This is a genomic window from Lautropia dentalis (assembly GCF_003892345.1).
Taxonomy (GTDB): Bacteria; Pseudomonadota; Gammaproteobacteria; order Burkholderiales; family Burkholderiaceae_E; genus Lautropia; species Lautropia dentalis.
The window spans coordinates 1623221-1648669 of record NZ_RRUE01000001.1 but is presented as its reverse complement, the minus strand read 5'-3'; the positions used below and the strand labels follow the sequence as shown (position 1 = coordinate 1648669).

Genomic DNA, 25449 nt, shown 5'->3' with positions numbered 1-25449 from the left:
GTCAGATTCACTCAAAGGGAAGTCGGCACAAGACAGGTCTTGTGTTCGACGTGATGAACGAATTCATCACGGTAGTGCTTGATGAAGCCCCGTACCGGCATGGCGGCGGCATCGCCCAGTGCGCAGATGGTGCGCCCCTGGATGTTGCCGGCCACGCGGTCGAGCTCGTCGATGTCCTCCGGGCGGCCCTGGCCGTGCTCGAGGCGGTGCACCAGGCGATACAGCCAGCCCGTGCCCTCGCGGCACGGTGTGCACTGGCCGCAGCTCTCGTGCGCGTAGAAGTACGACAGGCGCTCGAGGCTGCGCACCGGGCAGCGGGTCTCGTCCATGACGATGACGGCCCCCGAACCCAGCATGGAGCCGGCCTTGGCGATGGCGTCGTAGTCCATGGTGAGGTCCATCATCATGTGGCCGGGGATGACCGGTGCCGACGAACCGCCCGGGATGACCATCTTGAGCTTGCGGCCATAGCGCACGCCACCGGCCAGCTCCAGCAGTTTGGCAAAGGGCGTGCCCAGCGGAATCTCGTAGTTGCCGGGGCGCTCGACATCGCCGCCGATGGAGAAGATCTTGGTGCCGCCGTTGTTGGGTTTGCCCGCCTCGAGGAAGGCCTGGCCCCCGTTGCGGATGATCCAGGGCACGGCCGAGAAGGTCTCGGTGTTGTTGATGGTGGTGGGCTTGCCATACAGGCCGAAGCTGGCCGGGAACGGCGGCTTGAAGCGCGGCTGGCCCTTCTTGCCCTCCAGCGATTCGAGCAGGGCCGTTTCTTCGCCACAGATGTAGGCGCCGAAACCGTGGTGAGCATTGAGGTTGAACGAGAAGTCCGTACCCAGGATGCGCTCGCCCATGTAGCCCGCCGCCCTCGCCTGCGCCAGGGCCTCCTGGAAGCGCTCGTAGACGCGGAAGATCTCGCCGTGGATGTAGTTGTAGCCCGCCGAGATGCCCATCGCATAGGCGGCGATGGTCATGCCCTCGATGACGATGTGCGGGTTGTAGCGCAGGATGTCGCGATCCTTGAACGTGCCGGGCTCGCCTTCGTCGGAGTTGCAGACCAGATACTTCTGGCCCGGGAACTGGCGCGGCATGAAGCTCCACTTGAGCCCCGTGGGAAAGCCTGCCCCACCCCGCCCGCGCAGGCCGGAAGCCTTGACCTCGGCGATGACCTCCTCGGGGGTCATGGGCGGCTTGCCATCGGCCCCCAGCAGGATGCGCCTGAGCGCCTGATAACCGCCGCGGGCCTCGTATTTCTCGATGCTCCAGTCGTCGGCGGACGTGAGACCCGCGAAGATCTGGGGATTGATGTGACGGCCGTGGAAGCAGGTTTCCTGCACGCGGGCGTCGATCTGCAGATTGCGATCCATCAGTGACGCTCCCGGACTTTCAGTTCCTCGATCAGCGCGTCGAGCTTCGCGTTGTCCATGAAGCTCTCGACCCGCTTGTCATTGATCAGGCAGATCGGCGCATCGGCACACGAACCGAGGCATTCGGTTTCGATGAGCGTGAAGCGGCCGTCGGGCGTGGTTTCGCCGTAGTCGATGCCCAGCTTCTGCTTCAGGTACTCACCGGCCTTGTCCCCCTCGCGCAGCGCGCAGGGCAGACAGGTGCAGACACCGATCTTCCAGGTGCCCACTTCCTTCGTGTTGTACATGTTGTAGAAGGTGGCCACCTCGTACACCGCGATGGGCGGCATGGACAGGTAGCTGGCCACGTCCTCGATGACCTGCGGTGAGATCCAGCCCACCTCGTCCTGGGCGATGGTCAGCGAGGCCATCACGGCCGACTGCTTCTGGTCGGACGGATACTTGGCGATTTCGCGGTCGATGAGCCGGTAGGCTTCGTCCGACAGCAGACGTTTGACCGGCACGGCCTGGGTTGCAGATGTCATCGGTCGATTTCTCCGAAAACGACGTCCTGGGTACCGATGAGGGTCACCACGTCAGCCAGCATGTGGCCGCGGGCCATCTCGTCGAGCGCCTGCAGGTGCACGTAACCGGGCGGACGGATCTTCATGCGGTAGGGTTTGTTGGCGCCGTCGGACACCAGATAGATGCCGAACTCGCCCTTGGGATGCTCCACCGCCGCATAGACTTCGGACTCGGGCACGTGCATGCCCTCGGTGAAGTACTTGAAATGGTGGATCAGCTCTTCCATGTTGGACTTCATGGCCACACGGCTGGGCGGGGCCACCTTGTAGTCGTTGACCATGATGGGGCCCGGGTTCTTGCGCAGCCAGGCCACACACTGCTGGATGATCCGGTTGCTCTGGCGCATCTCGGCCATGCGCACCAGATAGCGGTCGTAGGAATCGCCGTTGACACCGACCGGAATGTCGAAATCCACCTTGTCGTAGACGGCGTAGGGCTGATGCTTGCGCAGATCCCAGACCACACCGGAACCGCGCAGCATCGGACCGGTCAGACCCAGCGCCTTGGCGCGCTCGGGATCGACCACGCCAATGCCCACCAGACGCTGCTTCCAGATCCGGTTGTCGGTGAGCAGGGTTTCGTACTCGTCCACGCAGGACGGGAAGACGTTGGTGAACGACTCGATGAAGTCGAGCAGTGAACCCTCGCGGTCGAGGTTGAGCGCCCGCGCCTTGCTTTCGGACAGCCCCCCCTTGGTGGCCTTGTAGCGCGGCATGGTACCGGGCAGGTCGCCATCGAGGCCGCCGGGACGATAGTAGGCCGCGTGCATCCGGGCGCCGGACACGGCCTCGTAACAGTCGAACAGCGCCTCGCGCTCGCGGAAGGCATAGAGCATGACGGCCATGGCGCCCACGTCGAGCCCGTGCGCGCCGATCCACATCAGGTGGTTCAGCAGGCGGGTGATCTCGTCGAACATCACGCGGATGTACTGCGCGCGGATGGGCACCTCGATGCCGCACATCTTCTCGACGGCCAGCACATAGGCGTGCTCGTTGCACATCATCGACACGTAGTCGAGACGGTCCATGTAAGGCAGCGTCTGCAGGTAGGTGCGGGTTTCGGCCAGCTTCTCGGTGGCCCGGTGCAGCAGCCCGATGTGCGGGTCGGCACGCTGCACGACCTCGCCGTCCATTTCGAGCACCAGGCGCAGCACGCCGTGGGCAGCCGGGTGCTGCGGCCCGAAGTTCAGGGTGTAGTTCTTGATTTCGGCCATGTTCGTCTCACTGCTCGTTGCGCTCGATACCGTCTGCGTAATGGGCTTCGCGGACGATGCGCGGCACGTTCTCGCGCGGTTCGATGGTGACGGGCTGGTAGACGACACGCCGCTGCGCCTCGTCGTAGCGCATCTCGGTATAGCCGGAGATGGGGAAGTCCTTGCGGAACGGATGGCCGATGAAGCCATAGTCCGTCAGAATGCGGCGCAGGTCGGGGTGGCCGGAGAAGACGATGCCATAGAGGTCGAACGCCTCGCGCTCGAACCAGTTGGCACAGGGCCAGAGATCGGTGACGGACTCGATGAGCGGAGCCTCGTCATCCATACAGAACGAGCGCAGCCGCATGCGCATGTTGTGCTGGATGCTGAGCAGCTGCATCACCACTGCGAAGCGCGGGGCATCCCACTCGGTGTTGCCGTAGGTGGAGTAGTCGATGCCGCAGAGGTCGATCATGACATCGAAGCCGAGACGGTCACGCAGACGCTCGCAGACGATGTGATGGCAGTCGGCACTGATCTCGACCGTGACCTGACCAAGGGCGGTGGACAGCCCCAGGATGCGTTCGCCGAGGACATCGTGCAGGGCGGAAACCAGGGTATCGTTGTTCATTGGCGCGCGATGGTGTTGGTTTCGCGGATCTTGCGCTGTAGCTGGATGATGCCGTAGATCAGCGCCTCGGCCGTGGGCGGACAGCCCGGCACGTAGATGTCGACCGGCACGATGCGGTCACAGCCGCGCACGACGGAATACGAGTAGTGGTAGTAGCCGCCACCGTTGGCACAGGAGCCCATGGAGATGACCCAGCGCGGCTCGGACATCTGGTCGTACACCTTGCGCAGGGCCGGTGCCATCTTGTTGGTGAGCGTGCCGGCCACGATCATCACGTCGGAGTGACGCGGACTGGGACGGAAGATCACGCCGAAACGGTCGAGATCGTAGCGGGCGAGACCGGCGTGCATCATTTCGATTGCACAGCAGGCCAGACCGAAGGTCATCGACCACAGTGAACCGGTACGGGTCCAGTTGATCAGCTTGTCCAGGTTCGTGGTCACGAACCCTTCGTTCAGTACGCCTTCGATACTCATGGCTGTTCTGGCGGAAACGGGCGGTTGGTTGGGCGGCGGGAAGGCCGGGTACGGCAGATGGCAGGATCAGACGCGACGACAGACGGCAGGGACGGCATGGCCATCACTCCCAGTCGAGCGCACCCTTGCCCCATTCGTACACGAAGCCGACGACCAGAATGCCCAGGAAGATCATCATCGACATGAAGCCGATGAAACCGATGGTGCCCAGCGAAACCGCCCACGGGAACAGGAAGGCGATTTCGAGGTCGAAGAGGATGAAGAGAATGGCCACGAGGTAGTAACGGATGTCTACCTGCATCCGGGCGTCGCCGAAGGCCTCGAAGCCGCACTCGTAGGCGGAGAGTTTTTCAGGGTCGGGCCGGTGCGGGCCCAGGAGCTTGCCGATGACCATGGGGCCAACGCCGACCATGGAACCAACGAAGAGGAACAGAAGGACAGGCAGGTAATTGTTCAAATCCACGTCGTAGCCCTCTCGATCCGATAAGTTGGCGTGCTCTGAAAAACGAACCGGCAGGGTTCTGCTGAACATCTGCCGGGTATCGAATAAGTGATGGTGCCGACGGCGAGACTCGAACTCGCACAGCTTTCGCCACTACCCCCTCAAGATAGCGTGTCTACCAATTTCACCACGTCGGCAATCGGGCCATTGTACTTTCGTTTTGTGACGGAAGCCATTGACCTGACAGATGTCTCATGATGCCTTTGTTGTTGGCCGCCCGCATTGATCCAAATCAGACTACTGGCCGGGCGACGCGTTGTGCACCACATTGTAACCATATTTGGCACCCGACGATCGGGTGCCTTGCGGGTAATTACTTGCCGTTTGACGATTTCTTGCCATCGGCACTGCCACCGGCCTCGCCACCGGTCTTGCCGGCCGGCGCTGCCCCAGCTGCGGGCGAGGAGGCATCCGCAGGGGCAGCGGATGCACTGCCGGCCGGCGCATCGGGCACGGCGTCGTCCGGTTGCGCCGGTGCCTGGGAAGCCGCACCCCCCGACTGGCCGGGCGCCTGGGGCACGGCATTATCGGGTTGGGCCGGTGCACCTGCCGGTGATTCACCGGGCGCCGCCGGAACCGACGAGGACGCCGGTGCCGGCACCTCGACACCTTCCATGACGCTGCTGCCTGCACCGCTGCGCTGGCCATGGTCACCCGGGTGGGCGATGAAGGCGAGCGCCGTGGTGCTGAGGAAGAAGACGGTGGCAAAGACGCTGGTCATGCGCGACAGGAAGTTGGCCGACCCGCTGGCACCGAACAGGCTGCCCGAGGAACCGGAGCCGAAGGCGGCTCCCATGTCGGCACCCTTGCCGTGCTGCAGCAGCACCAGCAGGATCACGCCGGCCGCCGAAATGATCAGCAGCACCAGAGAAATGGTGTGAAAGAGATTTCCCATCGGGTCGATCAGGCTCCGAGACTGGCCACGGCACCCTTGGCGATGCCGATGAATTCGTTGGCAACCAGCGAGGCGCCGCCGACCAGACCACCGTCCACGTCGGGCTGGGCGAACAGCTCGCCGGCATTGGCGGCCTTGACGGAACCGCCGTAGAGAATGCGTGCTTCCTGGGCCTGGGCGTAACCGCTGGAGGCCAGACGGTCACGCAGGAACCGGTGCACCTCCTGCGCCTGTTCGGGCGTGGCGGTCAGGCCGGTACCGATGGCCCAGACCGGCTCGTAGGCCAGCACGAAGGCCGACGCAGGCTGGCTGCCCAGCACGGGCAGCACGGCGTCGAGCTGGCGGGCCAGCACGACTTCGGTGTCGCCGGTCTTGCGCTCTTCGAGCGTCTCGCCGATGCACACCACCGGGATCAGGCCGGCCTCGAGGGCGACCTGGGTTTTCTTCGCGACCGTCTCGTCGGTCTCGCCGTACAGGGAGCGGCGCTCGGAGTGGCCGACCAGCACCCACTTGACGCCCAGGTCGGTCAGCATGCCGGAAGAGACCTCGCCGGTATAGGCGCCATCCTGCTCGGTGGACAGGTTCTGTGCACCATAGGTGATGGCCGAGCCGGCCACCAGTTTGGACGCCTGGCCCAGATACGGTGCCGGCGGGCACACGGCCACGTCGATGGCATCGAAGCCGGAAGCCAGACCGGCCTTCAGCTCGGTCAGCAGCGCTTCGTTCCTGGCCAGACGGCCGTTCATTTTCCAGTTGCCCATCACCAGCGGGCGACGTTTGCCGTTGGCGGTTGTTGTATCTGGCATGATTGTTACCTTCCAAAGAGGGGATGGGCCGCCCGCGGGATGCCGGCCGCACCAAACGGCCTGCAGGCACCGGGAAACCGGATGCCCCCGCAGCACCGGGCCGCAGCAGCCCGCACGGAGCGCACCCGCAGCCCGGGTGAGGCGGGGGATACTCCCATCATTCTATCGCCCGTGAAAAAGCAGGGTCAAACCAAAGCCCTGCCCCGGACGGCAGCACGCGACACCGGACGGGATAGCGCCTCTCACAAGGCGCGGCTTCAGGAAAAAACGGCGTCATCATCCCCGCCGGCGTGCTCCGTCCTGCACGGGGCCGGCTTCAGGACGGTGCGCCCTGCTTCTTCTGCCGGCGTCTCAGGTAGCGCAGCAGCTGCGTGACATGGCCCGACACGCCATAGCACATGAAGAACAGGAACAGGATGCCGGGCGGATCGGACGACACCAGCACGATCACCAGCATCAGGATGATCAGCACCACGAAGGGCACGCTGCGGCGCAGGTTGAAGTCCTTGAAGGAGTAGAACGGCGAGTTCGACACCATGGTCAGGCCGGCATAGACCGTCATGATCCAGGCCAGCCAGCCCAGCTCGGCACCGGTGGCCGCGATCCAGCGCGAAGCATGCCAGTCGGTAGCCAGCCAGACCAGGCCCGCCACCAGCGCCGCCGCCGCCGGGCTGGGCAACCCCTGGAAGTAGCGCTTGTCGACCACCTGGATGTTGGTGTTGAACCGGGCCAGCCGCAGGGCAGCACCGGCCACATAGATGAAGGCGGCCAGCCAGCCCCACTTGCCCATGCCGGTGAGTGCCCACGAGTAGATGACCAGCGCCGGCGCGGCCCCGAAGGAGATCATGTCGGCCAACGAGTCGTACTGCTCGCCGAACACGCTCTGGCTGTTGGTGAGGCGTGCCACCCGGCCATCGAGGCTGTCGAAGAACATGGCCAGGAAGATGGCGATGGCCGCCCACTGGAACTCGCCGTTCATGGCCATCACGATGGCATAGAAACCGGCAAACAGGTTGGCCGTGGTGAAGGCGTTGGGCAGCAGGTAGATGCCCCGCCGGTGCCGCACGGCCGCCTGCGGCGGCTCTACCCCGGGATCGACCTGCTCGATGCGGTCGAGCATGGCATCGACCAGGCCATCGGAACGGGCACCTGCTGCGCCCCCCTGCCCCGCCTGCCCGTGCCGGCGCAGACGGAAACGCTTGACGCCCGGGGGGCGCGCCCGGAGGCGGGAAGAACGGCCATTCATCACTGTTCGTAGGGCCGCTCGCGCAGCCATTTGGTCATGATCCACTTGTCGCCGCGGATCACGGGCATGCCGGCATGCAGGCAGCGGTAGTCCAGCTCGCCGGCGACATTCATGTATTCGAAGTACACGACCGAACCCTTGTGGGGCTTGGCCGAGAAACCGATGTCCGGGAAGGCCGTCTCGCCCCCTTCGGGCACGTCGTTGAGGTACATCACCAGGGTGCCGATGCGCTGCCCGCCGATCTGGGTGAGCTTTGCCGTGCCGGCATCCCGCGGCTCGAAGAAATCCTGATGCGCCTTGTACTCGCCGCCCGGACCGTAGTGCAGGATCTGCAGCGGCTCGCCCCGGTTGACCGGGATGCCCACCAGTGCCTCGATGCGGGCCTCGATGCGGCGCACGAGGTCGTTCTCGCCGCGCTCGAAGTGACTGCCCTCGCTCTTGCGCACGCTGCTCTGGTAGCTGCCGCCGCTTTCGCGGTCGACCACCTGCGAGGCGCGCATCTTGCCACGCGAGAGACGGATGATCTCGTCGCACTCCTCATCCGACAGGAAGTTGCGGATGATGGCGATGTTCGGGCCGGTCATCACGGCTTCCAGCTCGACCTCGCGGTCGGCCACGGTGAAGCGCGGCAGCAGCGAGCACAGCCGGATGGGCGAGGCCGCATAGCGCGTGCCACCGGCCTGGGCCAGTGCCGCCTTGCGCTCGCCTTCGGGCATGCCCTGCAGGCGCGAGCCGATGCCCCCGATGATGCTGACCGCATGGCGGGCAAACACCGGGTCGAAGGCATTGTCGACCATGATCTTCACCATGTCGTCGGGCGCGCAGCCGCGCAGCACGTTGGTGGTGATCCAGTCCTGCCAGCTGTCGGGCAGATGTACGTGTCCATGGGCGGACGCCGCCGTGGCGTCCTGGCCAGGTCCGGTTTGGGAAGGGGTGGTTTTTTCGCTCATGGTCCCGATTAGAGCGCTGCCGGGGCGCCGATGCAAGCCACAGACGCCGGGCGGCGACGCTGGCTGGGCATGCACCGGACGGACTGCGGCCAGACGGGTATTTCACCGCCGCCCGGACGAAGCCATCCGGTGGCGACTGCTTCGTCCGGTACGGTCTGTGCCGCCCGCACCGGACGGACACAGCAGGCTGTCTCCAGCACGGCCCCGGTTCTTCGGCCATGAGGGGGCGCCGTCCCGCGTGTGGGAAGGCAGCCCCCGGCACGGGCTCAGTTCTTCGACTTGTCGACCAGCTTGTTGGCCTTGATCCAGGGCATCATGGCGCGCAGCTTCTCGCCCACCACCTCGATCGGGTGCTCGGCGTTCAGGCGGCGGCGCGATTCCAGCACCGGCGAGCCGGCACGGGTTTCGAGGATGAAGGACTTGGCGTATTCGCCGGTCTGGATGTCCTTCAGGACGCGGGCCATCTCGGCCTTGGTCTCGGCGGTGACGACGCGCGGGCCGGTGACGTACTCGCCATACTCGGCGTTGTTCGAGATGGAGTAGTTCATGTTGGCGATGCCGCCTTCGTAGATCAGGTCCACGATCAGCTTCATCTCGTGCAGGCACTCGAAGTAGGCCATTTCGGGGGCATAACCGGCTTCGGTCAGCGTCTCGAAGCCCGCCTTGATCAGCTCGACCACGCCACCGCACAGCACGGCCTGCTCGCCGAACAGGTCGGTTTCGGTTTCTTCGCGGAAGTTGGTCTCGATGATGCCGGCACGGCCACCGCCGATGGCGGCCGCATACGACAGGGCCAGGTCACGGGCAGAACCGGACTTGTCCTGGTGCACGGCGATCAGCATCGGCACCCCGCCGCCCTGCGTGTAGGTGCCGCGCACGGTGTGACCCGGGGCCTTCGGCGCGATCATCACCACGTCCAGGTCGGCGCGCGGCTGCACCTGGGCATAGTGCACGTTGAAGCCGTGGGCAAAGGCCAGTACGGCCCCCTCCTTCAGGTTCGGTTCGATGTCGGCCCGGTAGGCCGCGGCGATGTTCTCGTCCGGCATGAGGATCATGACGAAATCGGCGCCCTTGACGGCCTCGGCCACCGGAGCCACCTTCAGGCCGGCCCCTTTTGCCTTGGCTTCCGACGGGCCACCGGCGCGCACGCCGACCGTCACGTCGACGCCCGAATCCTTCAGGTTCAGCGCGTGGGCGTGGCCCTGCGAGCCGTAGCCGATGACGGCCACTTTCTTGCCCTTGATCAGTTTGAGGTCGGTGTCCTTGTCGTAGAAAACTTTCATGTGAAATCCCTGGTGAGCGGGTTCTGCCGCCGGCATGGCACCCTGAAGCGCCCTGCGGCGAAAGAACCCGGAAGAATCCGCCTCCGGCCAGCCCGGAGACGGTCAGTCGGTTGAAGGTGAAAGGAAACGGGAACGCTCCCGGAAAAAATGGCTGTACCGGGCCTGGTTGTGCCCGGTGCGCGTCCGTGCCCGGCGCGCCTGCATACACACACCGGCACTTCAGGCCCTGACCCCGGCATGCGCCCGTTTCCGGCGTGCATGTCGGGCCGCCGCGCACTCAGAGCCGCAGCACGCGTTCTCCCCGGGAGATGCCACAGGCGCCGGTCCGGACGGTTTCGAGAATGACCGCCTCGCCCAGCGCCGCCAGGAAGTTGTCGAGCTTGCTGGAACTGCCGGTCAGTTCGATGGTGTAGGCCTTGTCGGTCACGTCGATGATCCGGCCGCGGAAGATGTCGGTCATCCGCTTCATCTCCTCGCGGTCCTTGCCGGCCGAGGCGCGCACCTTGACCAGCATCAGCTCGCGCTCGATGTAGGGTGCCTCGGTCAGCTCCAGCACCTTCACCACGTCGATGAGGCGGTTCAGGTGCTTGGTGATCTGCTCCAGCATCTCGGCCGAGCCGGACGAGCAGATGGTCATCCGCGACAGCGAGACATCCTCGGTGGGCGCCACGGTCAGCGATTCGATGTTGTAGCCGCGGGCCGAGAACAGCCCGACCACCCGGGAGAGCGCGCCCGGTTCGTTTTCCAGCAGCACGGAAATGATGTGTTTCATGTTCGTCTCCCGCATGTATCAGAGGTTCTGGGTGCCGAGCAGCATCTCGGTCAGCCCCTTGCCACTCTGGACCATCGGCCAGACGTTTTCCGTGGGATCGACCCGGAAGTCGAGAAACACGGTGCGGTCGCGGTACTTGCCGAAGGCATCCCGCAGGGCCGGCTCCACGTCTTCCGGTTTTTCCACGAGGATGCCCACATGGCCATAGGCCTCGGCCAGCTTCACGAAGTCGGGCAGCGCATTCATGTACGACTGCGAATAGCGCCCCTCGTATTCGATCTGCTGCCACTGGCGCACCATGCCCAGCGTGCCGTTGTTGAGCAGGATGATCTTGACCGGCAGGCTGTACTCCTTGCAGGTGGACAGCTCCTGGATGCACATCTGGATGGAGCCCTCGCCGGTGATGCAGGCCACCGGCGTGTCGGGGTTGGCGAGCGCCGCCCCCATGGCGTACGGCAGCCCCACGCCCATCGTGCCCAGGCCCCCGGAATTGGCCCAGCGGCGCGGCTTGTCGAAGCGGTAGTACTGCGCCGCGAACATCTGGTGCTGGCCCACATCGGACGTGATGATGGCATCGCCGTGGGTGACCTGCCAGAGCTTCTCGACCACGAACTGCGGCTTGAGCCTTGCGCTGTCGCGCTCGTAGCCAAGGCAGTCGCGCTTGCGCCACTCGTTGATCTGGCCCCACCAGGCCTGCAGGGCCTTCGTGTTGGTGCTCTCGCCGGCACTGAAGGCGGCCTCGAGCAGATCGTTGAGGGCCGACAGGCATTCACCCACGTCTCCCACGATGGGCACATCGGCCCGGACGCGCTTGGAGATGGACGACGGATCGACATCGATGTGGATGATGCGCCGCGCGTTCTGCGCGAAGTGTTTCGGATTGCCGACCACACGGTCGTCGAAGCGGGCACCGACGGCCAGCAGCACGTCACAGTGCTGCATGCCCATGTTGGCCTCGAAGGTGCCATGCATACCGGGCATGCCCAGCCATTTGGCGTCGCTGGCCGGATAGCCGCCCAGCCCCATCAGCGTGGTGGTGCATGGAAATCCCAGGCGATCGACCAGTTCGGTCAGCTGCTTCGCAGCATTGCCCAGCACGACACCACCGCCCGCATAGACCATCGGCCGCTCGGCCGACAGCAGCAGCTGCAGCGCCTTCTTGAGCTGGCCCTGGTGGCCCTTGACCACCGGGTTGTAGGAGCGCATCGACACCGTCTTGGGATAGGAGAAACCGCAGCGGTCGCGCGACACGTCCTTGGGAATGTCGATCAGCACCGGACCGGGCCGGCCGGTACGGGCGATGTGAAAGGCCTTCTTGATGGTGATGGCCAGGTCGCGCACGTCCTTGACCAGGAAATTGTGCTTGACGCAGGGCCGGGTGATGCCCACCGAGTCGCATTCCTGGAAGGCATCCTGGCCGATGGCACTGGAAGGCACCTGGCCGCTGATGACCACCAGCGGGATGGAGTCCATGTAGGCCGTGGCGATGCCGGTGACCGCGTTGGTCAGGCCGGGACCGGAGGTGACGAGGCAGACGCCGACCTCCTGGGTGGTACGTGCGTAGGCGTCGGCCGCGTGGACGGCGGCCTGCTCGTGGCGCACGAGGATGTGCTCGAGCTTCGAGGCTGCAAAGAGCGCGTCGTAGATATAGAGAACGGCGCCGCCGGGATAGCCGAAGACGTGCTTCACGCCCTCTTCTTCCAGACAGCGGACGACGATTTCCGCGCCGTTGAGTTCCATTTTTGTTCCTCTTTTTTCAGTGTATCCGGCCGTCCGCCGGCCCCGACGCAGCGCAGACCTCTGCCCCGAGACAGACCATGACAACGGCTGGTGTCCCTGTATTGCCGGCCCGGCGCGCTCCACAGGAAGACCTCGGCAGAAGTCTGCGGCACGCCCCACACCGGCCCCGTGCATCCGCATGCCTCGTGAGCACTCTGGATGTGGCTGGCGCCGGACCCTGCAAGGTCCGGCGCAGGCGACATGCTACCATCAACGCCCCATGGCGACCCGACCGGAAATATCGGAGTTTCTCGCCGCGGTCGAGCGCCGGGCCTTCAAGCAGGTGGTCTATACCGTGCGCGACGACGACACCGCGCTGGACATTGTCCAGGACGCGATGCTCAAGCTCGTCGAAAAATACGCCGACCGTCCCGTGGCCGAACTGGCGCCGCTCTTTCAGCGCATCCTGCAGAACGCCACCCACGACCACTTCCGCCGCCAGAAGGTACGCCGCACCTGGGTGAGCCTGTTCTCGTCCCTGCCCGGCATGGGCAATGCGGACGACGACGACACCGACCCCCTCGACAGCCTGCTCGCCCCGCAGGACGAACGCCACGCCGAAGACGCCTCCGACGAGGCCAGCCGGGCCGAAACGCTGCGCCTGATCGAGGACGAGATCCAGCGGCTGCCACGCCGTCAACGCGAAGCGTTCGTGCTGCGTTACTGGGAGGAAATGGATGTGGCCGAAACGGCCCGCACCATGGGATGCTCCGAGGGCAGCGTCAAGACGCACTGTTCCCGGGCCATCCATACCCTGTCACAAGCTCTGCGTGCCAGAGGCATTACGCTATGAACCCGCATCATCCGGACCAGATGGCGCATGAGGTGTGCCGCCTGCTCGATTCTGCCGCGAACGACCTGCCCGATCACATCCAGGCCAGGCTTGCCGTGGCGCGCAACCGTGCCCTGATGCGGTTCGACGAACTGGCCCGCCAGGGCTCCGGTACATCGGCCGGGGCCGCCGGTACGCACAGCCACACAGGCTGGTGGCACCATCTCTGGACACCCGCCTGGTCGCGGGTGGCGCTCACCGCCATCCCGGCCATCCTGCTGGTGCTGGCCGCCCTGGCCGGCAGCCTCTTCAACCAGGAGCGCACCGTCATCCAGCAGGCCGACGCCTACACCGAGATGCTCACCGCCGACGTGCCACTCTCGGCCTATACCGACAATGGCTTTGCCGCCCACCTGCGGGGCGGCATGATGCAGACCGCCGCCCAGTCCCGCTGAGCCCATGCGCTTCCTGATCCACGCCACCCCTGCCCTGGCGCTGGCCACCGGTCTGGCCCTCGGCGATCCCGCCCTCGCCTCCGGTCTGCCGGCGCAGGCCCGGTCGTGCGCGCGTGCCGCCAGTGCAGGCTGCCCGCCTGCCCCGGCCACCTCCGCGCCGGCGGTGACGACGCACAGCGTCGTTCACGGCGCCGGCGCCCACCCCAGCCCGGGTGTAATGTCTGGTCGTGGTGCCGCCGCGGATATCACCCTGTGGCCAGACGACACCCGCTGGCCCGACCCGGACCTGCTGCTCGCCCTGGATGCGGCCATGCCCCCGGCGTCTGGCCAGCCCCCCCGGCACGTCGTGCTGGTGGCCGCCGGCGAGGGCTTCGAGCTGCCCGAGATCATCGCCGTACTGTTCCAGCCCGACTGGGAAGAGCTGAGCGAGGCACAGCGGCAGGTGCTGGCGCCCTTCGCCCCCGAATGGAACACCTGGTCCGCGGCCGAGAAGCGCTCGTGGATTGCCTTTGCCGACCGCATGCAGCAGCTGCCGGCCGACCAGCGCCGTCGCGCACAGCGCCGCATCATCGAATGGGCCAACATGTCACCCGAAGAACGGCGCATCGCCCGGCTCAATTATCAGGACAGCCGCCGGCGCCCCATGCCCGAACGGGTGAAGGAGTGGGAGCGCTACCAGTCGTTCACCTACGCCGAACGCGAACGGCTGCGCCACTCGGAAGAGGCCACCGACATTGCGGCGGTCCAGCGCGCCCGGGCGCTCGGTACCCTGCCGCCCGGCGTGCGCGGGCCAGGCCAGCCCCCTCCACCCGGTCAGCCCATGCGCATCATCATCCTGCGGGGCTGGCAGCCTGCCCCGCCGGATCGCCCCCAGCCCCCGGACGCCATGCAGTCCGGTACCGTGCACGTCTTTCCGGCGCCGCCGGGACAGCCGTCCCACGTGCACATCGACCCGCCCGGTACGGCGCACCCGCACGGCCCTGCCGGGGCACACGGCCCAGGTGCACCCCACGCACAGAAGGGACCGGAAGTGCCGGACAGGCACGCGCCCCCCTCGCTCGCCGCGCCGATGCTGGGCACACCCACGGTGGAAGGCATGCCGCTGCGGCAGCCACCCCTGCCTCCGGGGGCCGCTGCCTTTGAAGTCCCCGTGCCACCCGGCATGCTCGTGCTGCCCGGACACATGTCCCCCCACCGGCAGGCACCGGGCAGCCCGGACAGCATCCCTCCCGGCATGCCGGGCAGCATCGTGTCGCCGTCCTTCCCGGTGAATGATGGTGAGACCCTGATCATCATCCCCGATCGTGTACTGTCTTCCGAATCGCCAGGTGCCGGAGCAGGCAGTGGCGCAGGGAATGGCCCGGGTGGCAATGACGGCGGAGGCCCCCCATGAGCGACCTGATCACGCCCGCAACTGCCGTTCGTTCCGGCGGGAGTCCTTCCGCCACCACGCCAGAGACGACCGGGCAGGCACAGGCCCCGTCCACACAGACTGAACATGCCCAGCTGCAGATATCTCCCGCACCGGCCTCGCCCTGGCGGCGCTTCATGGCCTGCGTCTACGAAGGCATCATCCTGTTTGGTGTGGTGTTCTTCTTTGGCTATGGCTTTTCGGCACTGACCCAGTACCGGGGTGAGCCCGGCGCGCTGCACACCGCCTTTCAGCTCTTCATGTTTGCGGTGCTGGGCGCCTATTTCGGCTGGTTCTGGAGCAACGGCCGCTGGACGCTGCCCATGAAGACCATCGGCGTGAAGCTGGTGCGCAGCACGGCCCCCGATCCGGCCCGTCCGGAGAGCATCGTCACCCTGCCCCGGGCCCTGTGGCGCTACACGGTGGCCTCGTGCTTCTTCTGGGGCGGGCTGGCGCTGGTGTATTTCAGCTCGCCCGTCGTGCTGCTGCTGTGGCTGCTGCCCTTTGCCTGGTCGATCATCGACAAAAGGCGACGCACGCTCTACGACATCCTGTCGGGCACCCTGCTGGTGCGTCACGATGCCGTGAGCGGACGCAAGTCACGCTTCCTGCCCTGACGCCAGATTCGGCCCCGCGCCGGCCCCGGCAGCAGGCTGACGGCGCGCTGCGCCGGCAAGGCTGTGCACCTTGCCAGACAGGGCAACGCCGGCAGCGTACGAATGGCACAGCAGCGCGTGGCTGTCATGACGACCCGTCGCTGACACACAGCACCCATGGCTGCACAGCGACTCGCCACTTTCACCGTGGCTCGTGCGCCCGGTCCACGCAGTCGACGAAGTATTCGGTCTGACCATTCGGCCCCGGCTCGGCCACCAGACCGTGCACATCGGTGTGGAAACCCGGGAACTGCGCGTTGAATTCGCGCACGAACTTCAGGTATTCCACGATGGTGCGGTTGAAGCGTTCACCCGGAATGAGCAGCGGGATGCCCGGTGGGTACGGCGTGACCAGCATCGTGGTGATGCGACCTTCCAGTTCATCGATCGGCACCCGCTCGACGTTGCGGTGTGTCAGGCACTCATAGGCATCCGACGGCTTCATCACTGGCAGCATGTCCGACAGGTACATGTCGGTGGTCACCCGGGCCACGTCGTACCTGCGGTAGGCATCGTGCACGCGGGTGGAGAGATCGCGCAGGCCCATGCGGTCGTACATCGGATGCGCCGCCACGAATTCCGGCATCACGCGCCAGAGCGGCTGGTTTTCGTCGTAGTCGGCCTTGAACTGCTGCAGCTCGGTGACCAGCGTGTTCCAGCGTCCCTTGGTGATGCCGATGGTGAACATCACGAAGAATGAATAAAGGCCGGTCTTTTCCACCACCACGCCGTGCTCGGCCAGATATTTGGTGACCACCGCCGCCGGAATGCCGGACCCGGCAAATTCACCATCGATGTCCAGCCCCGGCGTGACGATGGTGGCCTTGATCGGGTCCAGCATGTTGAAGCCGGATTCGAGCGGGCCGAAGCCATGCCATTTCTCGTTGGCCTGCAGCCGCCAGTCTTCCTGGCGCAGCTCCTTGCCACTGCCCAGACTGTCCGGCCCCCAGACACGGAACCACCATGAACCATCATATTCCTGTTCGACCTTGCGCATGGCACGGCGAAAATCACGCGCCTCCTGCAGCGACTCCTGCACCAGCGCCGTGCCGCCGGGGGCTTCCATCATCGACGCCGCCACATCGCACGACGCAATGATGGCGTACTGCGGCGAGGTGGAGGTGTGCATCAGGTAGCTTTCGTTGAAGCGATAGCGGTCGAGCCTGCGGGTTTCCGACTCCTGCACGAGGATCTGCGAAGCCTGGGACAGCCCGGCCAGCAGCTTGTGCGTGGACTGGGTGGCGTACACCATGGCGTTGGTCGAGCGCGGCCGGTTGGCGCCGATGGCGTGCATCTCGTGATAGAACGGATGGAAGGTGGCGTGCGGCAGCCAGGCCTCGTCGAAATGCAGGTTCTCCACATAGTCCTGCAACCGGGCCTTGATCATCTCCACGTTGTAGAGAATGCCATCGTAGGTGGACTGGGTGATGGTCATCACCCGCGGCCGCAGCGACTTGTCGGTGATCAGCGGGTTTGCGTTGATCTTGGCCTCGATGCTCTCCTGGCTGAACTCCTGCAGCGGGATCGGCCCGATGATGCCCAGGTGGTTGCGCGTGGGCTGCAGGAACACCGGAATGGTGCCGCTCATGATGATGGCGTGCAGGATGCTCTTGTGGCAGTTGCGGTCGACCAGCACCACATCGTCATTGGCCACTTCCGAATGCCAGACGATCTTGTTGGAAGTGGAGGTGCCGTTGGTCACGAAGAAGAGGTGATCGGCATTGAAGATGCGCGCCGCGTTCTTCTCGGACGCATGCACCGGACCGGTGTGGTCCAGCAGCTGGCCCAGCTCGTCCACCGAATTGCAGACATCGGCCCGCAGCATGTTCTCGCCAAAGAACTGGTGAAACATCTGCCCCACGGGGCTCTTCAGGAAGGCCACCCCGCCCGAGTGCCCCGGGCAGTGCCACGAGTAGGAACCGTCGTTGGCATAGTGCACCAGCGCCTTGAAGAACGGCGGCGCCAGCGAGTTCAGGTAATTGGTTGCCTCGCGGATGATGTAGCGCGCCACGAACTCCGGCGTGTCCTCGAACATGTGGATGAAGCCGTGCAGCTCCTTCAGGATGTCGTTGGGAATGTGCTGGGAGGTACGCGTCTCGCCGAACAGGAAAATGGGAATGTCGGCGTTGCGCCGGCGTGTTTCGCGGATGAAGGCACGCAGGTCCTGGATGGCCACGCTTTCCGGCCCTTCCTCGCTGATCTCCTCGTCATCGATGGACACGATGAAGGCCGACGCGCGGGCGGCCTGGTTGGCCACCATGGCCACGTCGTAGTAGGTGAAGCCACCCACCACCTCGGTGCCCTGGTCCTCGATGGCCTTGGCCAGTGCACGGATGCCCAGGCCGCTGGCCGAATCGGCGCGCCAGTCTTCGTCGATGATCACGACGGGGAAGCGGAATTTCATGTCGTTGTCCGGATGGGGAGGAGAGAAGAAAGAGGGGATTGACCGGCCGGCGCTGTACGCCCTGTCTGCACACGGCCGGGGCCGATGCGAAGACGAGGAAGTCCATGACACGCGCTGCAGCGCAGAACATCCGCCTGCTGTCCAGTCATGCAGGCGGGTACCCGGCTGCCCCGCATAATAACGCCGGCATTCCCGTCGGCCTGCGATAACCGCGCGCGCTGCGGGCCGCGTGACCTGTGGACAACGGTCCGGCCATCCGTCAGCCCTCCCCGGCTCCGGCTTTGCGGCAGCCCGTCTGCGCGTTAGGATTGCACGACGGTATCTGCCGGCCGTTTCCTTTTTTTGCCTTTTCTCCTTCCACTGCACCCATGGCCAAACGTCCACACGACCAGCTGGTCGTCGCCATCTCTTCCCGCGCCCTCTTCGACTTCGAGGAAGAGAACCTGCTCTTCGAGAAGGGCGACGACCACGCCTACATGGCCCGCCAGCTGGACCTGCTGGACCTGCCGGCCAAGGGCGGCGTGGCCATGCCGCTGGTCAAGAAACTGCTGGCCTTCAATGGCCCCGGCGAGGACGAACGGCGCGTGGACGTGGTGCTGCTGTCGCGCAACGACCCCACCAGCGGCATGCGTGCCTTCCGCTCGGCCCACCATCATGGTGTGCCACTGGAACGCGGTGTGTTCACCCGCGGCCGTCCGCCCTACGCCTACCTGAAGCCGCTGGGGGCGCATCTCTTTCTGTCGGCCAATGCCGACGACGTGCGCGCCGCGCTGGAGGCCGGCTTCCCGGCCGCCCGCGTCTACCCGCAGTCCCCGCAGCGGGCCGAATCCCACCCCGATGAAGTGCGCATCGCCTTCGACGGCGACGCCGTGCTGTTCTCGGACGAGGCCGAGCAGGTCTACGCCAGCCAGGGGCTGAGCGCCTTTCACGACCACGAGGTCAGCCACGCCACCACGCCCCTGCCACCCGGCCCCTTCAAGCCGCTGCTCGAAGCCCTGTACCGGCTGCGCACGAATGCGCCGGCGCAGATGCGCATCCGCACCGCACTGGTCACCGCCCGCAGTGCGCCCGCACACGAACGCGCCATCCGCACGCTGATGGACTGGCGCGTGGAAGTGGACGAAGCACTGTTCCTCGGCGGACTGGACAAGGGGCCCTTCCTGCGCGAGTTCGAGCCCGACTTCTTCTTCGACGACCAGACCGGGCACTGCGAGTCCGCCTACAGTGCCGAGGCACCGACCGGCCATGTGATCAGCGGCATCCGCAACGCAGACAGCGCAAGGGCCGACCAATAAAGCACGTCACGCGTCTTCCCCCCCGGCACGACGCTCACGGCAGGGTACCGGCCAGCGCGTGTCGTGGGTTCATTCGTCCTCGCGCTGGCCCCGGCCGTGTGCTGGCAGGAAACGCGGCACTGGCAAGGCAGGCTGCCCTGCCAGATCCCCGGAACGGCTCAGAACCGGTACTGCACCCCCACCGACACCAGTCGCCCCAGGCCAGGCTGCAGCGAGAAGGTGGCCAGTGAACCGGTGTAGTACGTTTTGTCGAACAGGTTGTCGACGTTGAACGTCAGCCGCAACGGTTCGCTGAACTGCCAGTAGCTGCTGAGGTTGACCGTGGTGTAGGCCGGCAGCCGGTAGCTGTCGGTGGCCGTTCCCGGCCGGTCGCCCACGTGCACCAGACCGGCGCCCACGCCATAGTCCGAACCATTGGCCAGCTGGTCGTGATACAGCGCAAACAGGCTGCCGCTGACCCGCGGCACACCATTGAAGCGCTTGCCCTGCCGGTTTGCGCTGGTATCACGCGTAACCTTTGCGTCGATGAAGGCAGCACTGGCCGTCAGGCGCACCTGCGGCGTGATGTCGCCAGCCAGATCGGCCTCCACCCCCTGACTGCGCACCCGGCCGGTGGCAATGCTGAAGTCCGGGTTGTCCGGATCGGTGCTCAGCACATTGTCCTTCTGGATGCGGAAGGCGCTCACCGACGCATTCAGGCGGCCATCCGGCGCATCCCACTTGTAGCCCAGTTCCCAGGCCGTGCCCTTTTCGGGCTCGAAGGCGTCACCGGCAGCCGTGGTGCCACTGTTGGGCCGGAAGGAGCGCCCATACGACAGGAAGGCGGCGCTGTGGGGCTCGAACAGGTATGTGGCCCCCACGCGCGGCGTCAGCTGGGTGTAGCGGTGCTGCTCACCGGTCCAGCCGCTGCCCGTCAGCGCACGGGCATGCTGGTCGAAGCGGTCCAGACGCAGCCCGGCCATCAGCTTCCACCGGGTGCTCAGGTCCAGCTGGTCCTGTACGTAGAGGGCCTGGGTGGTGTCGCGCTGGTAACGGGCCGACCGCGTGGCGCTGTAGGCCGGCATCGGCTGGCCGTAGACCGGCGCGTAGATGTCGATACTGTAAGGAGCGACCCGCTCGCTGGAATAGCGGATGTCGTTCTCGTAGACATAGCGCGACAGCATGGCCCCGGCCAGCACGGTGTGCCGGATGCCGGCCGTATCCAGTTTGCCGGTGATCTCGGCCTGCAGCGACATATCCTGCGACGGAATGCGCCGCCACGAGCTGCGACGGGTCAGCGTACGGCCGTCGGCCTGCACGGTACGGGGCTCCACGCCCAGCCCGTCGAGCAGGTTCTTCAGGTGCATGACACCGGCCCGCACGCTCCAGGTGTCATCGAGGGCATGGTCGACGGTCAGCTGGTGCACGTCTCCCTTCACATGCATGTTGGGCAGGCCCGGTTCGCCCAGATAGCGGTCGCGCGGCAGCGCATCGACGTTGCCGTCGATCACCATCAGCCCGCGGTCGAAGGGCGTGCGGATGCGGGTGATGTCGGCCTCGTAGTGCACGACGGTGCGGGCATCCGGCGTCCAGGTGATGGACGGCGCCAGCACATATTTCTTCCTGTCGATCAGCGAGGTGCGGGTGGCGCCCTTCTTGGCCACGGCAATCAGCCGGTAAGCCACCGTCTGCGACAGCGGACCGGTGAGGTCCACCGTGCCGCGGCGCAGCCCGCGGGTACCGACCTTCAGGCCGGCCTCGTGCCGGGCGGTGAACTGCGGCTTCTTCGTCACGCGGTTGTAGGTGCCACCCAGTTCGCTGCTGCCATAGAGGGCGGCCGACGGCCCCTTCAGGAACTCGACCCGCTCCATCGTGGCCGCATCACGCTGCGGGCCGCAGTTGCAGCTGGCCACGAAACCGTTGATCAGCGAACCCGTGGCCGCATCGAAGCCGCGCATCGTGTAGTTGTCCCAGGTGCCACTGAAGTCGTTGGCCGAGGCCACGCCGCTTGCGTAGTTCATCAGGTCACCGAAGCGGGTGACGCCCAGGTCCTCGGCCAGCTTCTCCGGGATGACCCGCACGTTCTGCGGCACTTCGATGAGCGGCGTATCGGTACGGCTGGCGGCCGTGCGGCGGGCGCTGCCGGTGTAGGTGCCGGTGTCCTGGCTGGCGCCCACGCGGATCTCCGAAAGCGCCGTGGGCTCGGCTGCGTGAACCGGGGCAATGGCCACCGGGCCGAGGGCCAGCAGGGACAGGGAGGTGACGCCCAGCAGGGCGCGGGTCTGGCGGGTGCCGGACATGTTCTTCTTGTTCATGGAGGAGCGGGCCGGGAGGCCCCAGATGGTTAACAAAGGAACAGAAGCGGATACGAATGATAGATATTTATCAAATTATGCAATGGCAAGGGCATGGCGGAGGCAGGGATATGGCGATGCAGAAGGTCCAGACACCCGCCGGCAGCCCGCCGCGTCCTCTGGCGCGTGTCATGGACTCATTCGTCCCCCTGCCCGCTCCCGAGGAGGTAGCGCTTCGCATGGACCGTATGTCCATCCGGCATGCGATGACCACCGGGTTTACGGTATGATGGCAGTGTTGCCCCTTCGTCCACAGGGCTTAGAGGACAGATCAAGTGATTGATTTCATTAAAGGACTTTACCAGCATGTGCGTGACCAGCGTGCCGCGGAACGCGATCGGCGCAAGAAGGTTGCGGCCATGATCAGCAGGAACGCCTACAAAACACTGCGCGTGGTCGGCCGTGGCACGATCAAGATCGATCCCAGGGAAGTGGCCGCCAGCGAAGAATTCAAGCAGGCCAGGAAGCTGGCCCGGGAAATCGTCAACGCCCAGTGACACCGGCAGGGGGTCATCATGTTTGCCCTGCTGATCGTCCCGATTCTCGTGGCAGGATTCATGGCCTGTCACATCCATCCGGTATTCTCTTACAAGCTCCATCGTTACGAAGGCCAGTATCTTTACCTCAAAAGCGCAGAGACCGGGCTCAAGTGCTTTGCCATTGCCTTCGTCATATGCCTTGCAGCCCATTGGCTCATGCCTGACAACTGGTCTCTGCCTTCCGGGCTCGCCAGTGTGCTGCAACACGCCGGCATTTCCGACCAGGATGAAACGCTGCGCACCAGCTGGTTTCTGGTGCTCTCGACCCTGACCTGCCTGTCGCCCTGGGTACTCAAATGCAGCGCCCTGCTGCGCCTTCGCATGCGCTCCGGGGTATGGAATCCGCACCTTTTCATCATTCAGGAATTGCTGGACGACAGCCCCCTGGACGACCTGCTGTTCAGGCTCTCCATCGAAAACAAGGATGTAATGCTGATGATGGATGACCGCAAGGTCTATGTGGGCAAGATCATCAGCATGGGCGAACCCTCGGAAACCCTGGGCATGGACCAGGACATCTCCATCATGCCCCTGATGAGTGGCTATCGTGACAAGGATACGTTACGGGTGAACTTCACCACCGACTACGAGCAGGTGGACGCCGAAATATATCTGTCCCTGCGGCAGGAAGCCATCGTTTCAGCCACCGAATTCAACTTCAAGGCATACCGGACCTGGCAGCAAAGCCGCAGGAAGCCTCGCCGGAAACCTTCGCCCGGCCTTCAACCACGGTCACTACGACGCCCTTCCGATACACGATAGCCCCCCCTGCAGGGTGCCTTCACGACAGAAACGCCCGCGGGCCGGAACAGGTCCGGGTCGTACCTCATACGGTTCAGTCTCTGACTATCAGGCTTCTGGATATTCATAGTGTTATTAGATATCATTCGCGCTCCCATATCTACCCTTGCCTATCTTCATCATGAACGCACACAGAACGCTGTCCCTGCTGGGCATCACGGCCGGCTCGCTGCTGGCCGCCGGCCCGGCACAGGGCGCCGAACCCACCCCCCTGTCCGAAATCCGCGTGGGCGCCAGCCGGGACGCCCGCAGCTATGCCGGTGAGCAGCGCAACACCGCGGCCAGCCGCACCGATACGCCGCTCATCGAAGTCCCCCAGAATGTCCGCATCGTCCCGCAGAAGCTGGTCGGGGATCTGGGTGCCACCCGGCTGGCCGATGTCGTCGGCTTCGTCAGCGGCATGTCGCAGGGCAACGATTACGGCGGCACCTGGGACAGCTTTGCCCTGCGGGGCTTCGAGGCCAGCCCCGGCTCGCTGATCAACGGCTTTTCGAGCACCTGCCAGTGCGGCCCCCGGCGCGATGCCGGCACCATCGAACGGGTGGAAGTCCTCAAGGGCCCGTCAGCTGCCCTTTACGGCAGCAGCGAACCCGGCGGCACCTACAACATCGTCACCAAAAAGCCGCAGTTCAGGCCGATGCGCGAGGCCGGCCTGAAGGTGGGCAACCGCGGTCTGCGCCGGGCCACCTTCGATGCCACCGGCCCGTTCTCCTCCACCCTGGCCTGGCGGCTCAACCTCGTGGCCGAAAAGGGCGCCACCCGTACCAGCCTGATCGAGACCTCGAAGTACATCGTGGCGCCGTCCCTGACCTGGGCCCCCACGGCACGCACCATCGTGAACTACGAGGCCGACATCACCCGCATCCGCACGCCCTACGACCGCGGCCTGCCCGTCATCAATGGCCGCACCGACGCCCTGCCGCGCGACCGCTATCTGGGTGAACCGTCCATCCCCAACCTGCACATCCGGGGGGATGTACACCAGCTCACACTGAACCACACCCTGAACGACCAGTGGAGCGTGCGGGCCGGCCTGATGCACCGCAAGACGGACAACACCGGCCACGGAACCGAACCCGGCGCCCTGCAGCGCGACGGCCGGACCCTGACCCGGCGCATGGCATGGCGCTCCATGCCCTCCAGCAACACCAGCATGCAGGCCGAAGCCACCGGCAGGCTGCAGACCGGTACCCTGCGGCACACGGTGCTGACCGGCTTCGAGGTGAGCCGCTATACCCATCACGCCGACATCCGCGGTTCGGACCTGCGCACCGCACCGTTCGGCATCGATGTCTACGCCCCGGTCTATGGCCAGGCACAGCCGCCCTACACGGGCGCCCTGGTCGTGTCCAACAATCATGACAACACCCGCGCCCTCTACGCCCAGGACCAGCTGGACGTGACGGAGCAGCTGAAGGTGATGGCGGGCCTGCGTGTGGAGCGCTTTCACCAGCGCGCCGACAGCGTGCGCGGCAACCGCACGACCCGCAGCAACCACCACTACAGCGAACTCACACCCCGTGCCGGCGTGACCTGGATGTTCAGCCCCGAAAGCGCCGCCTTCCTGTCGTGGGGACGCTCGTTCAAGCCCAATACCGGCAGCGATGTGAACGGCAATGCCTTCGAACCGCTGAAGGGTACGGCCTGGGAGCTGGGCTACAAATGGGAAGGCCGGCAGGACGCCGGCCAGCCTGGCGTGGTGGCCAGCATCAGCGCCTTCCACATCACGAAGAACAACGTGCTGACCCAGGACCCAAACAACGCGGACTTCAACATGGCCGCTGGCCAGGTCCGCAGCTGCGGCGTCGAGGCCGATCTGGCTGGCGATATCACACCACACTGGCGCCTGACGGCCAGCGCAGGGCTGACCGACACGAAGGTCACCCGCGACAACACGGCCAACCTGCTGGGCAAACGGCTGCCCAATGTCCCGCGGGTCAGTGCGGGCCTGTTCGCCCTCTGGCATGACCGGCTGGACAACGGGTCGGAATACGGCGCAGGCGGCGGCCTGGTTCATGTGGGCGAGCGGACCGGCAACGCCACCGACACCTACCGCCTGCCCGCCTACACGTCGGTCAAGCTGAGCGGCTACTGGCAGGCCACCTCGCAGCTGCGGCTGACACTGGCCGTCGACAACCTGTTCGACCGGACCTTCTATACCGGATCGATCGGCACCATCTCGCTGCAGCCGGACGTGGGCCGGCTGGTGACGGTGGGGGTGCAGTACCGGTTCTAGGGCAGGGATCGGCGCGAGGACGAACCAGTTCATGAGACGCTCTAGAATCAGTGCATCTGTCCCGGCTTTACGCCATCCGGCGCTGTCCGT

23 protein-coding genes and 1 tRNA gene are annotated in these 25449 nt (G+C 65.4%); 8 read left to right on the top strand and 16 right to left on the bottom strand.

Annotated features, from left to right (window positions below; all coding sequences use genetic code 11):
* Positions 1-11: 11 nt before the first annotated feature.
* The 14 genes from nuoF to EHV23_RS06305 all read right to left on the bottom strand — a co-directional run bounded on the left by nuoF (position 12) and on the right by EHV23_RS06305 (position 12418).
* Positions 12-1361, bottom strand: coding sequence for an NADH-quinone oxidoreductase subunit NuoF (gene nuoF, locus EHV23_RS06370; RefSeq protein WP_125095191.1), 1350 nt, complete (start codon positions 1359-1361; stop codon positions 12-14).
* Positions 1361-1885, bottom strand: a complete 525-nt coding sequence (gene nuoE / locus EHV23_RS06365; protein ID WP_203228890.1) for an NADH-quinone oxidoreductase subunit NuoE — start codon at positions 1883-1885, stop codon at positions 1361-1363. Before nuoE ends, nuoF begins: the two co-directional genes overlap by 1 nt.
* Positions 1882-3138 (bottom strand): NADH-quinone oxidoreductase subunit D, encoded by a 1257-nt coding sequence (locus EHV23_RS06360; RefSeq protein WP_125095190.1) that lies wholly within the window; start codon positions 3136-3138, stop codon positions 1882-1884. The genes nuoE and EHV23_RS06360 overlap by 4 nt, the downstream gene beginning before the upstream one ends.
* Before the next feature lie 7 nt (positions 3139-3145).
* On the bottom strand, positions 3146-3748 hold the full coding sequence (locus EHV23_RS06355) for an NADH-quinone oxidoreductase subunit C (protein WP_125095189.1): 603 nt from the start codon (positions 3746-3748) through the stop codon (positions 3146-3148).
* The gene (locus EHV23_RS06350; protein ID WP_125095188.1) at positions 3745-4224 is read right to left on the bottom strand and encodes a NuoB/complex I 20 kDa subunit family protein; all 480 of its coding nucleotides are present in this window, start codon (positions 4222-4224) and stop codon (positions 3745-3747) included. The genes EHV23_RS06355 and EHV23_RS06350 overlap by 4 nt, the downstream gene beginning before the upstream one ends.
* Before the next feature lie 103 nt (positions 4225-4327).
* The gene (locus tag EHV23_RS06345; protein ID WP_203228942.1) at positions 4328-4687 is read right to left on the bottom strand and encodes an NADH-quinone oxidoreductase subunit A; all 360 of its coding nucleotides are present in this window, start codon (positions 4685-4687) and stop codon (positions 4328-4330) included.
* 91 nt (positions 4688-4778) lie between these two features.
* Positions 4779-4863: transfer RNA gene (locus EHV23_RS06340), tRNA-Leu, on the bottom strand.
* 176 nt (positions 4864-5039) lie between these two features.
* Entirely contained in the window at positions 5040-5621 is a 582-nt protein-coding gene (gene secG / locus EHV23_RS06335) for a preprotein translocase subunit SecG (protein ID WP_125095187.1), read from the bottom strand.
* Between the two features lie 8 nt (positions 5622-5629).
* Positions 5630-6427: a triose-phosphate isomerase gene (gene tpiA, locus EHV23_RS06330; protein ID WP_125095186.1), complete on the bottom strand. Its 798-nt coding sequence runs from the start codon at positions 6425-6427 to the stop codon at positions 5630-5632.
* A gap of 316 nt (positions 6428-6743) precedes the next feature.
* Positions 6744-7547, bottom strand: a complete 804-nt coding sequence (pssA, locus tag EHV23_RS06325) for a CDP-diacylglycerol--serine O-phosphatidyltransferase (RefSeq protein ID WP_238990377.1) — start codon at positions 7545-7547, stop codon at positions 6744-6746.
* A 125-nt stretch (positions 7548-7672) separates the two neighbouring features.
* Complete coding sequence (locus tag EHV23_RS06320) at positions 7673-8623, bottom strand: 2OG-Fe(II) oxygenase (RefSeq protein WP_125095184.1); 951 nt, start codon at positions 8621-8623, stop codon at positions 7673-7675.
* Between the two features lie 266 nt (positions 8624-8889).
* Positions 8890-9906 carry a ketol-acid reductoisomerase gene (ilvC, locus tag EHV23_RS06315; protein WP_125095183.1) on the bottom strand — a complete coding sequence of 339 codons (1017 nt, stop codon included), beginning with the start codon at positions 9904-9906 and terminating at the stop codon, positions 8890-8892.
* 277 nt (positions 9907-10183) lie between these two features.
* Complete coding sequence (gene ilvN / locus EHV23_RS06310; protein WP_125095182.1) at positions 10184-10678, bottom strand: acetolactate synthase small subunit; 495 nt, start codon at positions 10676-10678, stop codon at positions 10184-10186.
* An 18-nt stretch (positions 10679-10696) separates the two neighbouring features.
* Positions 10697-12418, bottom strand: a complete 1722-nt coding sequence (locus EHV23_RS06305; RefSeq protein WP_125095181.1) for an acetolactate synthase 3 catalytic subunit — start codon at positions 12416-12418, stop codon at positions 10697-10699.
* 259 nt (positions 12419-12677) lie between these two features.
* Between EHV23_RS06305 and EHV23_RS06300 the strand changes: the two genes are divergently transcribed.
* From EHV23_RS06300 to EHV23_RS06285, 4 genes are read left to right on the top strand one after another with little or no spacing between them, the layout of a single operon-like run.
* A complete protein-coding gene (locus tag EHV23_RS06300; protein ID WP_125095180.1) occupies positions 12678-13250 on the top strand; it encodes an RNA polymerase sigma factor in 573 nt (190 codons plus the stop codon).
* Positions 13247-13684 carry a DUF3619 family protein gene (locus EHV23_RS06295; protein ID WP_158615859.1) on the top strand — a complete coding sequence of 146 codons (438 nt, stop codon included), beginning with the start codon at positions 13247-13249 and terminating at the stop codon, positions 13682-13684. The genes EHV23_RS06300 and EHV23_RS06295 overlap by 4 nt, the downstream gene beginning before the upstream one ends.
* A 4-nt stretch (positions 13685-13688) precedes the next feature.
* The gene (locus EHV23_RS06290; protein WP_125095178.1) at positions 13689-15077 is read left to right on the top strand and encodes a DUF3106 domain-containing protein; all 1389 of its coding nucleotides are present in this window, start codon (positions 13689-13691) and stop codon (positions 15075-15077) included.
* Positions 15074-15712, top strand: a complete 639-nt coding sequence (locus EHV23_RS06285; protein WP_125095177.1) for an RDD family protein — start codon at positions 15074-15076, stop codon at positions 15710-15712. The genes EHV23_RS06290 and EHV23_RS06285 overlap by 4 nt, the downstream gene beginning before the upstream one ends.
* A 181-nt stretch (positions 15713-15893) precedes the next feature.
* Here EHV23_RS06285 and EHV23_RS06280 read toward each other — a convergent pair whose 3' ends face one another.
* Entirely contained in the window at positions 15894-18155 is a 2262-nt protein-coding gene (locus EHV23_RS06280; protein WP_125095176.1) for an Orn/Lys/Arg family decarboxylase, read from the bottom strand.
* A 368-nt stretch (positions 18156-18523) separates the two neighbouring features.
* Between EHV23_RS06280 and EHV23_RS06275 the strand changes: the two genes are divergently transcribed.
* Positions 18524-19450, top strand: a complete 927-nt coding sequence (locus EHV23_RS06275; RefSeq protein ID WP_125095175.1) for a 5'-nucleotidase — start codon at positions 18524-18526, stop codon at positions 19448-19450.
* Between the two features lie 158 nt (positions 19451-19608).
* Here the strand turns inward: EHV23_RS06275 and EHV23_RS06270 are convergent, their stop codons facing one another.
* The gene (locus EHV23_RS06270; RefSeq protein WP_238990305.1) at positions 19609-21744 is read right to left on the bottom strand and encodes a TonB-dependent siderophore receptor; all 2136 of its coding nucleotides are present in this window, start codon (positions 21742-21744) and stop codon (positions 19609-19611) included.
* 314 nt (positions 21745-22058) lie between these two features.
* Between EHV23_RS06270 and EHV23_RS06265 the strand changes: the two genes are divergently transcribed.
* The 3 genes from EHV23_RS06265 to EHV23_RS06255 all read left to right on the top strand — a co-directional run bounded on the left by EHV23_RS06265 (position 22059) and on the right by EHV23_RS06255 (position 25359).
* A complete protein-coding gene (locus tag EHV23_RS06265; RefSeq protein WP_203228889.1) occupies positions 22059-22280 on the top strand; it encodes a hypothetical protein in 222 nt (73 codons plus the stop codon).
* An 18-nt stretch (positions 22281-22298) separates the two neighbouring features.
* On the top strand, positions 22299-23084 hold the full coding sequence (locus EHV23_RS06260) for a hypothetical protein (protein ID WP_203228888.1): 786 nt from the start codon (positions 22299-22301) through the stop codon (positions 23082-23084).
* Positions 23085-23244: 160 nt separating this feature from the next.
* Complete coding sequence (locus EHV23_RS06255; protein ID WP_125095174.1) at positions 23245-25359, top strand: TonB-dependent siderophore receptor; 2115 nt, start codon at positions 23245-23247, stop codon at positions 25357-25359.
* Positions 25360-25449 lie beyond the last annotated feature (90 nt).

Coding starts and splice junctions, on each gene's coding strand:
- nuoF (WP_125095191.1), bottom strand. CDS start 1,361: ATGGATCGCAATCTGCAGATCGACGCCCGCGTGCAGGAAACCTGCTTC.
- nuoE (WP_203228890.1), bottom strand. CDS start 1,885: ATGACATCTGCAACCCAGGCCGTGCCGGTCAAACGTCTGCTGTCGGAC.
- EHV23_RS06360 (WP_125095190.1), bottom strand. CDS start 3,138: ATGGCCGAAATCAAGAACTACACCCTGAACTTCGGGCCGCAGCACCCG.
- EHV23_RS06355 (WP_125095189.1), bottom strand. CDS start 3,748: ATGAACAACGATACCCTGGTTTCCGCCCTGCACGATGTCCTCGGCGAA.
- EHV23_RS06350 (WP_125095188.1), bottom strand. CDS start 4,224: ATGAGTATCGAAGGCGTACTGAACGAAGGGTTCGTGACCACGAACCTG.
- secG (WP_125095187.1), bottom strand. CDS start 5,621: ATGGGAAATCTCTTTCACACCATTTCTCTGGTGCTGCTGATCATTTCG.
- tpiA (WP_125095186.1), bottom strand. CDS start 6,427: ATGCCAGATACAACAACCGCCAACGGCAAACGTCGCCCGCTGGTGATG.
- pssA (WP_238990377.1), bottom strand. CDS start 7,547: ATGCTCGACCGCATCGAGCAGGTCGATCCCGGGGTAGAGCCGCCGCAG.
- EHV23_RS06320 (WP_125095184.1), bottom strand. CDS start 8,623: ATGAGCGAAAAAACCACCCCTTCCCAAACCGGACCTGGCCAGGACGCC.
- ilvC (WP_125095183.1), bottom strand. CDS start 9,906: ATGAAAGTTTTCTACGACAAGGACACCGACCTCAAACTGATCAAGGGC.
- ilvN (WP_125095182.1), bottom strand. CDS start 10,678: ATGAAACACATCATTTCCGTGCTGCTGGAAAACGAACCGGGCGCGCTC.
- EHV23_RS06305 (WP_125095181.1), bottom strand. CDS start 12,418: ATGGAACTCAACGGCGCGGAAATCGTCGTCCGCTGTCTGGAAGAAGAG.
- EHV23_RS06300 (WP_125095180.1), top strand. CDS start 12,678: ATGGCGACCCGACCGGAAATATCGGAGTTTCTCGCCGCGGTCGAGCGC.
- EHV23_RS06295 (WP_158615859.1), top strand. CDS start 13,247: ATGAACCCGCATCATCCGGACCAGATGGCGCATGAGGTGTGCCGCCTG.
- EHV23_RS06290 (WP_125095178.1), top strand. CDS start 13,689: ATGCGCTTCCTGATCCACGCCACCCCTGCCCTGGCGCTGGCCACCGGT.
- EHV23_RS06285 (WP_125095177.1), top strand. CDS start 15,074: ATGAGCGACCTGATCACGCCCGCAACTGCCGTTCGTTCCGGCGGGAGT.
- EHV23_RS06280 (WP_125095176.1), bottom strand. CDS start 18,155: ATGAAATTCCGCTTCCCCGTCGTGATCATCGACGAAGACTGGCGCGCC.
- EHV23_RS06275 (WP_125095175.1), top strand. CDS start 18,524: ATGGCCAAACGTCCACACGACCAGCTGGTCGTCGCCATCTCTTCCCGC.
- EHV23_RS06270 (WP_238990305.1), bottom strand. CDS start 21,744: ATGAACAAGAAGAACATGTCCGGCACCCGCCAGACCCGCGCCCTGCTG.
- EHV23_RS06260 (WP_203228888.1), top strand. CDS start 22,299: ATGTTTGCCCTGCTGATCGTCCCGATTCTCGTGGCAGGATTCATGGCC.
- EHV23_RS06255 (WP_125095174.1), top strand. CDS start 23,245: ATGAACGCACACAGAACGCTGTCCCTGCTGGGCATCACGGCCGGCTCG.